The sequence below is a fragment of the Anaerococcus tetradius genome, assembly GCF_947087635.1.
Taxonomy (GTDB): Bacteria; Bacillota; Clostridia; order Tissierellales; family Peptoniphilaceae; genus Anaerococcus; species Anaerococcus tetradius.
This window is the reverse complement of record NZ_CAMUDP010000017.1, coordinates 1-12,505: the sequence shown is the minus strand read 5'-3', so window position 1 is coordinate 12,505 and position 12,505 is coordinate 1. Positions and strand designations below refer to the sequence as shown.

13 protein-coding genes are annotated in these 12,505 nt (G+C 35.4%); 11 read left to right on the top strand and 2 right to left on the bottom strand.

Going from position 1 to position 12,505, the window contains the following annotated elements:
- Position 1 precedes the first annotated feature (1 nt).
- Together P6936_RS06445 and P6936_RS06440 are read left to right on the top strand one after the other, a co-directional pair.
- Entirely contained in the window at positions 2 to 544 is a 543-nt protein-coding gene (locus P6936_RS06445) for a DNA-3-methyladenine glycosylase I (protein ID WP_276881159.1), read from the top strand.
- Positions 545 to 605: 61 nt separating this feature from the next.
- Positions 606 to 2,216: a glycoside hydrolase family 13 protein gene (locus P6936_RS06440; RefSeq protein WP_276881158.1), complete on the top strand. Its 1,611-nt coding sequence runs from the start codon at positions 606 to 608 to the stop codon at positions 2,214 to 2,216.
- Positions 2,217 to 2,255: 39 nt separating this feature from the next.
- Here P6936_RS06440 and gltS read toward each other — a convergent pair whose 3' ends face one another.
- On the bottom strand, positions 2,256 to 3,434 hold the full coding sequence (gene gltS, locus P6936_RS06435; protein WP_004837400.1) for a sodium/glutamate symporter: 1,179 nt from the start codon (positions 3,432 to 3,434) through the stop codon (positions 2,256 to 2,258).
- A 134-nt stretch (positions 3,435 to 3,568) separates the two neighbouring features.
- Between gltS and P6936_RS06430 the strand changes: the two genes are divergently transcribed.
- From P6936_RS06430 to P6936_RS06405, 6 genes are all read left to right on the top strand, one after another.
- Positions 3,569 to 4,711 carry a glycosyltransferase gene (locus tag P6936_RS06430; RefSeq protein WP_276881157.1) on the top strand — a complete coding sequence of 381 codons (1,143 nt, stop codon included), beginning with the start codon at positions 3,569 to 3,571 and terminating at the stop codon, positions 4,709 to 4,711.
- A gap of 2 nt (positions 4,712 to 4,713) precedes the next feature.
- Positions 4,714 to 5,493, top strand: coding sequence for a glycosyltransferase family A protein (locus tag P6936_RS06425; protein WP_004837402.1), 780 nt, complete (start codon positions 4,714 to 4,716; stop codon positions 5,491 to 5,493).
- Between the two features lies 1 nt (position 5,494).
- The gene (locus P6936_RS06420) at positions 5,495 to 6,454 is read left to right on the top strand and encodes a chain-length determining protein (protein WP_276881156.1); all 960 of its coding nucleotides are present in this window, start codon (positions 5,495 to 5,497) and stop codon (positions 6,452 to 6,454) included.
- Positions 6,447 to 7,106 (top strand): CpsD/CapB family tyrosine-protein kinase, encoded by a 660-nt coding sequence (locus P6936_RS06415; RefSeq protein ID WP_276861732.1) that lies wholly within the window; start codon positions 6,447 to 6,449, stop codon positions 7,104 to 7,106. The genes P6936_RS06420 and P6936_RS06415 overlap by 8 nt, the downstream gene beginning before the upstream one ends.
- Positions 7,106 to 7,564 carry an SH3 domain-containing protein gene (locus P6936_RS06410; protein WP_276881155.1) on the top strand — a complete coding sequence of 153 codons (459 nt, stop codon included), beginning with the start codon at positions 7,106 to 7,108 and terminating at the stop codon, positions 7,562 to 7,564. Before P6936_RS06415 ends, P6936_RS06410 begins: the two co-directional genes overlap by 1 nt.
- Before the next feature lie 105 nt (positions 7,565 to 7,669).
- Positions 7,670 to 7,993 (top strand): hypothetical protein, encoded by a 324-nt coding sequence (locus P6936_RS06405; RefSeq protein WP_004837406.1) that lies wholly within the window; start codon positions 7,670 to 7,672, stop codon positions 7,991 to 7,993.
- Between the two features lie 159 nt (positions 7,994 to 8,152).
- Here P6936_RS06405 and P6936_RS06400 read toward each other — a convergent pair whose 3' ends face one another.
- Positions 8,153 to 9,244: a peptidoglycan-binding protein gene (locus P6936_RS06400; protein WP_276881154.1), complete on the bottom strand. Its 1,092-nt coding sequence runs from the start codon at positions 9,242 to 9,244 to the stop codon at positions 8,153 to 8,155.
- Positions 9,245 to 9,454: 210 nt separating this feature from the next.
- Between P6936_RS06400 and P6936_RS06395 the strand changes: the two genes are divergently transcribed.
- From P6936_RS06395 to uraA, 3 genes are all read left to right on the top strand, one after another.
- On the top strand, positions 9,455 to 10,660 hold the full coding sequence (locus P6936_RS06395) for an arginine deiminase (RefSeq protein WP_276881153.1): 1,206 nt from the start codon (positions 9,455 to 9,457) through the stop codon (positions 10,658 to 10,660).
- A 129-nt stretch (positions 10,661 to 10,789) separates the two neighbouring features.
- Positions 10,790 to 10,984, top strand: coding sequence for a hypothetical protein (locus P6936_RS06390; protein WP_040349604.1), 195 nt, complete (start codon positions 10,790 to 10,792; stop codon positions 10,982 to 10,984).
- 133 nt (positions 10,985 to 11,117) lie between these two features.
- Positions 11,118 to 12,383 (top strand): uracil permease, encoded by a 1,266-nt coding sequence (gene uraA / locus P6936_RS06385; protein ID WP_004837410.1) that lies wholly within the window; start codon positions 11,118 to 11,120, stop codon positions 12,381 to 12,383.
- Positions 12,384 to 12,505: the final 122 nt, after the last annotated feature.

The following is a 12,505-nucleotide window of genomic DNA, read 5'->3' as shown; positions in this document are numbered from 1 at the left end:
GATGAAAAATAGATGCGAATGGGCAAAAAGCCCAATCCTTATAGCCTATCACGATGAGGAATATGGCAAGCTAAGCCATGATGATAGATATATCTTCGAAATCCTAGTCTTGGAATTTATGCAAGCTGGTCTAAGCTTTGAAATAGTCCTAAAGAAAAGAGAGGCTATGAGAGAGGCCTTCGATGGTTTTTCTTATGAAATAATTAAAAACTATGACGAAAACAAAATCGAAGAGCTGATGAAAAATGAAAAAATTATTAGAAATAGGAAAAAATTAGAAGCTTTGGTAAAAAATGCCAGAGCTTTTATAAAAATAAGGGAAGAATTTGGATCCTTTGACAAATATCTAGAAAGCTTTATTGGGGAAGTTATTGACTATAAGAGAAAAGAGGGAGAAGTCATATCCCAAAGTCCCCTATCAGAAAAAATAGCCAAGGACATGAAAAAAAGATCCTTCTCTTTCCTAGGGCCAATCACAATCCACTCCTTTCTTGAGGCTATAGGAAGGATAAATTGTCATTGCCTAACTTGTTTCAAGCACTAAGATAAGTAGCTTTATAAAAATTAATAAAGCTAAAGAAAATAAGAATTATTAGAGGTGAAATATGCAAAAACACTGGTGGCATAAGGCGACTATCTATCAAATCTATCCTAAATCCTTCATGGATTCAAATAATGATGGAATCGGAGATATAAGAGGTATTATAGGAAAGCTTTCCTATCTAGAAAAGCTCGGCATCAACGCTCTTTGGCTTTCTCCAGTCTATCAAAGTCCCATGGATGATAATGGCTATGATATTTCTGATTATAGGGCTATAGCAGATATTTTTGGCAATATGGACGATATGGATAAATTAATAGCAGAGGCGAAAAAGAGGGACATCAGGATTATAATGGACTTGGTAGTAAATCATACTTCTGATGAGCATGCATGGTTTATTGAAGCGAAAGAAAATCGAAAAAGTCCTAAACGTGATTTCTATATTTGGAGAGATGAGCCAAATTCTCTAAAGTCTAGCTTCTCCGGCTCTGCCTGGGAGTATGACGAAAAATCTGGAGAGTATTATCTACACCTATTTAGCAAAAAACAACCCGACCTTAATTGGGAAAATGAAGCCTTGCGTCATGAAATCTACGATATGATGAATTTCTGGATTGATAAGGGGATAGGAGGCTTTCGTATGGATGTAATAGACCTCCTAGGAAAAGTTCCTGATAAAGAAATCCGTGAAAATGGCCCTATGCTTCATTCCTACCTAAAGGAGATGAATGAAAATACCTTTGGAAACTATGACCTTTTAACAGTTGGAGAAACTTGGGGAGCAAGTCCTGAAATAGCCAAACTTTATTCGGACCCAAAAAACAAAGAACTATCCATGGTTTTTCAATTCGAACATATAGGCCTTCAACATAAGTTAAATTTGCCTAAGTGGTATTATGAAAAAGACCTCGATGTTTCTAAATTAAAGGAAATTTTTAATAAATGGCAAAAGGAATTAGAGCTTGGTAAGGGTTGGAATTCTCTCTTCTGGGAGAATCACGACCTACCAAGAGTCCTTTCTCTTTGGGGTAATGTCGATGAATTTAGGGAAAAATCTGCCAAGGCCTTGGCAATCCTCCTCCACCTAATGAGGGGAACTCCTTACATCTATCAGGGTGAAGAAATCGGAATGACCAACTTTCCTTTTAAGGACTTATCAGAATTTGCTGATATTGAATCGATAAATTATGCCAAAGAATGTCTAGAAAATGGTGAGGACGAAGAGGATATTTTGGATAGGATTTCTGTCGTAAGTCGTGATAATGCAAGGACTCCTATGCAATGGGACGCTAGCAAAAACGCAGGATTTTCCAAGGCGGATAAGACTTGGCTAAGAGTAAATCCAAATTACAAGACGATAAATGTAGAAGAAGCTCTAGAAGATTTAGATTCTATCTTCTACACCTATCAAAAGCTAGTAGCTTTAAGAAAAAGTGAGGACTGGCTAGTAGATGGTGATTTCGAACTTGTCGATACAGAAGAAAAAGTCTTTGCCTATTATAGGAAAACGCAGGATGAGAAATATCTAATAGTTGTAAATCTCTCAGATAAAGAAGAAAAATTCGATAAGCTAGGAGATTATAAAGAAATAATCATCTCTAATACAGATGTGGATGAAGTTAAAAAAAGTGGGCTTCTTAGTCCTTGGGATGGTTTTTGTGTAAAAATTAAATAAAAAAAAGCTGGCCCCAGAATTTCTCTAAGGCCAGTTTTTTTAGGCAAAATAGTTTATAAAGAAAGTAATAACGATAGGGTTCATCAGATTTACAGCTATGGCAAGAACTATAGGAAAGACGAACATGGCAAGCTCTGCTGGGCCTCTTTCTTCTATGATAGCCTCCATATTTGCCATGGCATTTGGAGTTTGACCCAAACCAACCCCACAATGACCTGCTGCCATTACTGCTGAGTCATAGTCTTTGCCACAAAGCCTGTAAGTAACAAGGCTAGTGTAGATTGCTATAAAGATAGCTTGGGCTATGAGGATTACAAACATAGGACCTGCAAGACTTATTATAGCAGATATGTTTAGGTTGATTAGGGCGAGGGATAGGAAGAGATTTAAGGAAATATTTCCTACTAGATTTACATTTTCTATATCAAGGTCCCTTTTCATAAAATCATAAACATTTCTTATGACTAGCCCTCCAAATTGGCAACCCACATAGTAGGGAAAGCTTAAAGAGCTTTTAGCGAGTATTAGATTTATAAAAGTTCCCAAAAAACAAGAAAAAGCAACAAGAACTATAGCCTTCATCAAGGAAGCTTGGCTGATTTGGTGTTTGGCCTTTTCTAGGCTGAAATTTTCTACTAGGCCAGAGCTTTTTAGCTTGTTTTTGATGATAAGCCTTTTGGCAACTGGACCTCCTACTAAAGAGCCTACCAAAAGACCGAAAGTTGCAGCAGCAACTCCGATGGAGGTATTATTAACAGCCCCCATTGTTTCCATTATCTTGCCAAAGGATATGGCAGAGCCGATACCCCCTGTCATAGAGGTTGATCCCATGGCTATACCATGGAGGGGATTGATTCCTAAGAGAAGGGAAATTCCTACTCCTATAATATTTTGCAGGGGAAGGAGGATTATTATGGAAATGGCAAGTTTTACGCCAATAAGTCCTGCCTTTCTGAGGCTCTTAAAGGAAGCACAAAGTCCGATAGATGCAAAAAACACATTCATAAAGAAGTCTTGGAGGATTTTATCAAACTTAAAATCCACAGCTAGGGATGATTTAAGGGCAAAAATTCCAAGGCTTATTATAAGGCCCCCTATTACAGGAGAGGGGATAAAAAATTTCTTGAAAAAATCAAATTTATTTTTAATAAAGACTCCCAGGACATAGGCAAGCATGGCAAGACCGAGAGTCTGTAAGATATCTACTTGTATAGTCATTATTTTTCCTTTCTTTTTTATTAGATAAGTATATCCCTAGGAAAAAATTTTACAAGAGCATAGGTTAAAGAAGAAGCAATCTTTATTTGCTTCCAGTATAATGAATGTTATATAATATGCTAAGGAGAGTGTTTATGAAAATAATTTTTTGGGTATCAGTCTTTGCCATTATTTATCCTATGATAGGCTACCCCCTTACACTTTTATTATTAGATAAGATTATTAAAAGAAAAAACAAACAAGACTATGCTTACAGGCCCATGGTTTCTGTAATAATTTCAGCCTACAATGAAGAAAAAGTAATTGTAAATAAACTTACAAATATTATGAAGACTGATTATCCGAATCTAGAAGTCATAATAGCAAATGACGCTTCGACTGATAAGACAGTTGAGCTTTGCGAAGACTTTATTAAAAAGCATCCTGACTTTCCTATAAGGGTAAATACAGTCAAAAATCATTTGGGTAAGACTAATGCTCAAGATGAGGCGGTTGAAACTGCTTGGGGAGAAATCCTAGTATTTTCCGATGCCAACTCTATCTTCAAAGAAGATGCTATAAAGGAACTTGTATCTTATTTTACAGCGGATGATATAGAATATGTATGCGGATCTTTGCTTTATAAGAAAGACGACCAAGCCTCTGTTGTAGCTGAAAATACCTACTGGAATATGGAACTTACTATGAGAAAGATAGAGTCTAATATCAAGACCATAGCAGCTGGTAATGGAGCAATCTATGCTTGTAGGAAGAAAGATTATAGAAATTACAATCTAGTTAGCTCCCACGACTACGAGATGCCCCTCTATGCTGGCCTTAACAAGAAAAGGGCCCTCTATAATGAAAAGGCCATAGCCTTCGAAAAGGCGGGTGCTACAACTAGTGATGAGTTTAAGAGGAAGGTAAGGATGCAAAGAAGGATTCTTACTAATATTTTCACCAACCTAAGAAGATTAAATATCTTTAAATATGGATGGTTTTCCTTCTTCCACTTTAATCACAAGACTTTGAGATTCTTGCAGGCTTTTTTTCATATAGTATTATTTATAAGTAATATATTTCTTATAAAACATGGACTAATTTACAAGCTCTTATTCCTAGGACAAGTTGCCTTCATAATCTTTGCAATTCTTGGTCAACTTACAAAGGCTAAAAATAAGCTCCTATATTTTCCAAGATATTATTCTATGATGATGCTAGCCCAAATTCTAGGAGCAAAAAATGAGTTTACAGGTAAGAGCAAGGCCACTTGGGAAAAGGCAGAAAGTACGAGGTGATTATGAAAATAGAAGTATTAATATCGGCTATGAATGTCAAAGACATTAACTTCTACGAGAAATTCAATCTCACAACTGATGCCCTAATTATTAACCAATGTGATCACAATGGCTATGAAGAGCTTGATAAGGGAAAGTTTAAGATAAGGATGATATCGACAGACACTAAGGGGCTTGGAAGAAGTAGAAATCTCGCTATCCTAAACTCTAGGGCTGATATAGTAGTCTTTTGCGATGATGATGAAGTCTTTTTAGAAGATTATGAAAAGAAAATTAAGGAAGCCTTTATCGAGCATCCTGATGTCGACTTTTTCGTCTTTAGAACCATAATTTATCAAAATGGCGAAGAGATAATCAAGGTAAGGGAAGAAAAAGACCTAAAGATATACAATGCCCTAAGATATGGTTCGGTGCATTTTGCTTTTAAGAGAGAAAAAATCGCCGAAAAAAATATCTACCTATCGACCTACTTCGGTGCTGGAACTGGTAATGGTTCTGGGGAGGATTCGATTTTTATTGCTGATTGCATAAGAAAAGGCCTTAGGCTTAGGACTTCGATGAAGACGATAGCAAAAATTTATAATGATGATTCTACTTGGTTTAAGGGTTTTGATGAGAAGTTTTTCTATGATAAGGGAAAACTAGCCAAGGCTCTATTTCCAAAGATGTATAGGTTTTATATAGAATATTTTATTAGAAGATATCCAGAAAAATTAGTAAATGTTGATATAAGAAGAGCAAGACAGATAATGTTAGAAGGTGCAAAGGATTTTGGAGGTTAAAATGAAAGAAAAAAGATCGCTCTTTAGTGCAATTCCTGCAGGCCTAATCTGGGGAATACTTGCAGCAGTTGTTTTTTACTTTGCCTTGTCCTATTCAGGATTTAATGAATATAAGGCGAAGAGTAAGATTATTACTACAGATTTGGAAAGTGTTAATGAAAATGCAAGCGATGCAAAAACTTATGCAGCAACCATTAACTCAAATAAGATTAAAAAGACTGTCCTAGATAATTTGGGCATAGATATGTCCCTAGGCATGCTCGATACCAAGCTTAAAATCGAGCCAATCGAAGGTTCTTCAGTAGTAGATATTGTTGTTACTGATACAAATAAGCAAAGGGCAGAAGATATAGCTGATGAATATGCAGACCTTGCTGTAAGAGTAATTGGAAACATCTACGGAACAAAGGCTCAAGTTATGGAATATTCTTATCAATCAGCAGGTAAGGTTAATAATGGTATAACTTATTCAGCAATTATAGGCTTGGCTGTTTTCATCCTAGCTACTCTTATAGGAATGATTAGGGTAAATTCTTTTAATAACAAAGTCCTCCTTGCTAGGGCTAAGAATACTATCCTAGATGAAGAAGATCAAGAGCCTTACGAAGCAAGCGATGAAGACTATGAGGGAATTGTTTCTGATGGCAAAAGAGAAGTTAAGAATGGTAGGATGAGCTTTAGAAAAGAAGCTAAAGAAGATTACTCATATCAAGACAATGACGAGTCTAATGATAATGATTATGATAATGATAATGATGATGACTTCGATTATTTAGATACGAAAAGCCAAGAACTTCCTGATTTTGACAAGGAAAATCCAGCTGAAACCATAGTAATTGATAAAAACGAAATACTCTATGGAATTAATAGACAAAATAGGGTCGAGGAAGATATAGTTATCAAAGATTATCCAATCTTAGGCAAGCTTCCACCATATAGCAAAGGAGAATTAGATGTTTAGAAAAAAAGATGAAGAGAAAAAAGAGATCGCTCTTCAAGCCTTCTATAATCTTGAAGATGGTTTGCTAAGTGCTCTTAGCAATGATGATAAAGTAATAGCCTTTACATCAACATCAAAGCACACAGACCAAGACTTAAATGTCTATGTTATGGCCAAGCACCTAGCTGAGGAAGGTGATAGAATCCTCCTAATAGATGCTAATCTAAGGGAAGCAGGCCTTGAAGAAATAACTAATGATAAAAAAGAAAGAGGCTTTATTGATGGAATCCTCGGTGATTACCAAATAGATGATCTGATAAATTATGATGGAAAACACGATAATATTTATATAATGTATTCAGGTAAGGTTTCAGATTATGCCGATGAGTTCCTAGAACCAGCAGACATTAAAAATTTCTTTGAAAGCCTAAGGGCTTCTTATGATTATATATTTGTAAACACAACAGCAAATACAGATATAGCAGAAGCTAATATGTTTGCTTCCCTTGCAGATAGAGTAGTTATTTTTACAACCTATGCTAACAAGGATAACGACATCTACCAAGAATCAATTGAACAACTCGAAAGAGTTAATGCAGATATCCTGGGCCTAGTTATTACAAACTATGTTTATAGCGAAGCCGAAGTAAAGGAATTGTTTGGAGAAAATTAATGAAAAAGATTAAAGTATTGATGCTTCTTTGTCTAAGCCTTATCTTGGCTTCATGCTCAAATGACACTTATGTATCAAAGCGTCATCCAGAAGAAAATAACAAGACTGAACTAACAGAAAAATCTAAAGAAGACAAAGAAAACAAGGATGGCAAAGAAGCTTTAGAAAATTCTAAAGATGAAAAAGATAAAGATAGCGAAGAAACAAAAGAAACAAAAGAAGCTAAAAACGAAAAAGACAAGGGCGATGAAGACTCTGATGTTATGGCTGGAGTAAATTACCAAGTTGAAGATGTGGTAAATATGAGATCCGAACCAAGCACAGACTCTGAAATAGTAGGAGAAGCCCATCCAGGGGATGAAATTTTAGTTCTCCTAGAAAAAGACGGCTGGTCAAGAGTCTCAATTAATGGCCAAGCAGGCTACATCAAAAGCGATTTATTAAAACCAGTAAAATAATGATAAGGCTCTTGTGGGATAACCCTGCAAGAGCTTATTTTTCCATAAATTTCAATAAATTTGCTAATAATATGGCCATATGTGATATAATTATATAGAGGTATTATGATAAATTTATTTTTTGATTACTTACTATGGCCCTTGCTTATGGTTATAGCCGCCATAAGTTTTCTAAATTCTATCATGGAAAATAGGAAGAGCAGGATTGTTATTTCTATAATAATTTTGATTATGGCTGTGGTAATAATGATGGTTGTTTATAAGAAGTTTGACGAGGGAATATTCATCCAGCTATATTTATTCCTTTTTTTACTATCCATAGCTTTGGTTATCCTCGCTTTGAAAAAACAGGAAGACTCGTTCACCCTAATTGGTATAGGGCTAATGGTAGTTATGCTTGTTATTTTGCTAAGCTTTCCACTAGAATAATCGGACTTTTTGTAAAAATTGTAAGGATAGAAGCTTCTGCTAATAATAAATAAAATAGCTTTATCAGGGATAGATTGTCTATTGCTGATTTTTATTTACAAATAAGGGCAAAAAAAGATGATATTTAGAAACTGTTTTTCCAAATATCATCTTTTAATTTTATTTGCTTGAAGCATCTACAATAAGTTGTAGGTAGCTTGCGGTATCCTTTAATGTTGCTCCAGTAATTGAATCAATTGTGCCATCTTCCTTCTTTGAAGCTATGGCAGCCTTGATTTCGTCAACAGTCTTGCCGGAAACAAATTTTTCGATGGCTTCGAAGTTATCCTTGATAGAGACTTTAGATTTGGCTTTTTCTGCCATTAGCTTTGAGTACTTATCGCTATTTTCAAGTTTTGATCCCAATACATTCTTGCTATCAGCATAGCCCTTAGCAAATTCATCATCGGCATTGCTTAGGCCAAGTCCATCTTCCAAGTATTGGTATTCATCAAAGCTTGCCGCAACTATCCTATCGCCTTCCATAGCTACTAGGCAATCAGCAAAAGAATTATCCCCGTGGCCTTTTCCTATTATAGTCTTGAAAGTTAAGTTTTCAGGATCTTCGGCATGACCTACTGATATAAATTTATTATCCTTTGCACTATCTACTATGGCTTTGATTAGGTAAGGTGTGGATTCAAAGTCAGTTTTTCCAACAGCTTCCATTATTTGCTTATCTGTCTTATCTTTTAAGAAAGCTTCAACTTCTCCTATGCTTTTTCCCTTTACGAAATTTGCTATTGCTTCATAATTTTCGCCTAGGCTAGTTTTGGCTCCGGATTTTTTCATCTCGGCTGAGTAAAGCTTCTCATTTTCCATTTTAGATACGAGTTTTTTATCCTTGACAGCCCCTTTGCCAAAGTCCTTATCAGAATTTACAACTGCCTTTAGGTCGCTTGTGCTGTTTTCATATTGGTATTGATCAATTGATAGGCCAACAATTTTATCTTGGCTTGTGGCAACAACTATTCGTGTGAAGGACTTTGCTCCCTTATTTCTTGGGTAGGACCTATGAAGAATAACATTTCCTTCCGCTTGGTCAGGATTTTGTGGTTTTACTTCTTCTACCTTATCTTCTTTTTTATCTATAGCCTTATCTTCTACTGCTATTTCTTCTTTTTTATTATTAGCTTTGTCGGAAGTCTTCCCGCAGGAACTTAGGACAAAAGCACTTACAAGAAGTAGGCTTATTATATTGAATTTTTTCATTTTCCCTCCTAAATTTCTTATAAAAAACTTTCGCCCAACATTATATGCGTTCCATAATATATTTCAAGCCTATTTAATTATTAACTTTCCTTTTTTTAAGCTTTTTGATATAATATATATAAAATTAAAGATATTGGCAGGGCTAATTGATTATAGGTAGTTTTTTCAAAGAGAAACTGCCTTTTTTTTAGGAATAATTAAGGAGAAAGCATGAGAAATATCAATGTAAACAACGAGATTAACAAGTTAAAAACAGTTCTTCTTCACAGACCAGGCGAGGAACTACTAAACCTAACCCCAAATGCCTTGGATGAACTCTTATTTGATGACATACCAGACCTAGATAAGGCCAAGGAAGAGCATGATAATTTTGCTCAAATATTTAGAAATGAAGGAGTAGAAGTTCTTTACCTAGAAGACTTGATGGCTGAAACCATAGCAGATAATAAAGAACTTAGAGATAAATTTATGAATCAATATCTGGCTGAGGCTGGAATAAGTGATGATCTTATTTATCAAGAAGCAAAAAAACTTCTAGAATCAATAAAAGATAGCAAGGAATTTATCCTAAAGACCATGAGCGGGATAACCCTACATGAGCTAGGTATAAAAAACGAACATGTCCTCTTTAATTACAAATACACCGCCATCAATCCCATGCCCAACCTTTATTTCACTAGAGATCCCTTCTCATCAATAGCAAATGGAGTTTGTATAAATACCATGTATTCTGTAACTAGGTCAAGGGAAACAATCTATGCAGATTATATTTTTAACCATCACAAAGACTACAAGGATACAAAGAATTTCTATGGCAGGGGCAAGAAATATCACATAGAAGGTGGGGATATCTTAAATATCAACGAAAATCTTTTGATGATAGGAATAAGTCAGAGAACAGAGCTTGAAGCAATTAGGGACTTGGCAAAGAATATCTTATTCGATGATGAAAATAAGATAGAAGAAATTATAGCTATAAATATCCCAAACGAAAGAGCCTACATGCACCTTGATACTGTATTTACCCAAATAGATTATGACACCTTTACCTATCATCCGGGAATAATTTCTAGCTTCCATGCTGTTAAATTTACAAGCAAAGACCATAGGCTTGAAGAAGAGTTTATAGAAAAATCTCTTGATGAGCTATTGAGAGATTCGTTAAAACTTGATAAGATAAGACTTCTACCATGTGGGGGAGGAGATCCTATAGCAGCCCTTAGGGAGCAGTGGACAGACGGATCCAATACCCTAGCTATAGGACCAGGCAAGGTAATAGTCTATAAGAGAAATACAGTAACCAATCAAATGCTAGAAGAAAATGATATTGAAGTAATAAAACTTGACTCATCAACCCTAACTGTCGGCAGGGGTGGTCCTAGATGTATGTCCATGCCTTTAGTAAGAAAGGACTAAGATATATATTAAAATAAGGGACTATAAATTAACAAAATCTAATTTGAAAGTTAATAATATTAAAAGTATAATTTAAATATAATAAGTAGCTAGGTGTAAACCACCATAGAAATAAGAAAAGAGGCTATCATGTTTGATTACAAAAATAACAAGAAAAAAATAGAAGAAAACACCCTAGGTAAAATCCTATTTACAGCAGGAGCTGGTCTAGTAGGAGCTTACCTATATCTTAAAAACAATAACAAATTAGATGAAGTTAAGGATAAGATAGACGATATAAAAGATGAAATTATCGACTCACTAAAAGGTGAGGACCTTTTATAAGTCTTTACCCTTAAAATTTCAATCGAATTATTCAAAAGTAAATAATCATTAAAAAAAGTCCCAAGGGGCTTTTTTTGTTTGACAAGTCCTCTTTAATTTGCTACAATAGCATGAGAAAAATTAGGGAGGTATTATGAAAAATTCTAAAAAAATTTACCATGTTGATGAAAAAGTTCCATTGAAATTACTTTTGCCTTTGTCAATCCAACACACTTTCGCAATGTTCGGAGCGAGTGTTTTGGTTCCTATTTTATTTGGTATTAATCCGGGAATTGTATTATTGATGAATGGTATAGGAACATTGTTATTTATTTTAATTACTAAGAAAAAAGCACCTGCTTATTTGGGTTCTTCATTTGCATTTCTAGCTCCAGGTACAGCTATTATCGCAAGCGAAGGTTTCCAATATGCGCAAGGTGCTTTTATTGTGGTCGGACTTCTGGGTTGCTTTCTTGCTTATATAATTTATAAGTTTGGGATAGGATGGATTGATGTCGTTCTTCCTCCAGCAGCCATGGGTGCAGTAGTAGCCTTGATTGGTTTTGAGCTTGCAGGTAATACTGTAACAGGAGGATCTATCGGTGCTAACCTTATGACTGACAATGCTAGCAAAAAAGATTTCTTTATCTTCTTTGTAACCTTGTTTACAGCCATAATCGGATCAGTTGCCTTTAAGGGCTTCTTCTCAACTATTCCAATTCTTATTTCAATAGTTGTAGGCTATATAGTTTCAATTCTCTTCGGTATGGTAGACTTTACCCCAGTTAGGGAAGCTAGTCTTTTCACTATGCCAGCCTTCTCCATGCCAAAGTTTTCAGCAAGCGCAATAATAGCTATGCTTCCGGTTATTCTTGTAATAACAAGTGAGCACATATCCCACCAAGTTGTAACAAGCAATATCATAGACAGAGATCTACTAAAAGATCCAGGCCTTCACAGGTCAATCTTTGCAGATAACTTCTCATCAGCCTTATCAGGTCTTGTCGGAGGAGTGCCAACAACAACTTACGGAGAAAATATAGGAGTTATGGCAATCACTGGAGTATATTCTGTTCAAGTTATAGGAGGAGCTGCAGTAATCTCTATCCTTATGGCCTTCATTGGACCTCTAGCAGCCATAATCCAAACTATACCTGGAGATGTAATAGGAGGAGTAACCTTCCTTCTTTACGGAATGATTGGTACAAGCGGTATTAGACTCTTAGTTGATCAAAAGGTAGACTACTCAAAGTCCATGAACCTAGTTCTTACATCAGTAATCTTTATAGCTGGTCTATCAGGTCTTTCCGTTAAATTTGGCTCAATCCACCTACAAGGAATGGTTCTAGCATCAGTTGTAGCTGTCCTTCTATCAGCCTTCATGACTATAATAAGAAAGCTCGGCTTGATTAATCAATAAAAAACTACCTAGTAGGGAGTAAAAGCAAAAGGGTAGATGAAAAAATATCTTCATCTACTTTTTTTATTGATAATTTATCATAACAAGTGCAACACAAAATAAACTCATAGCTAATCAGCTGT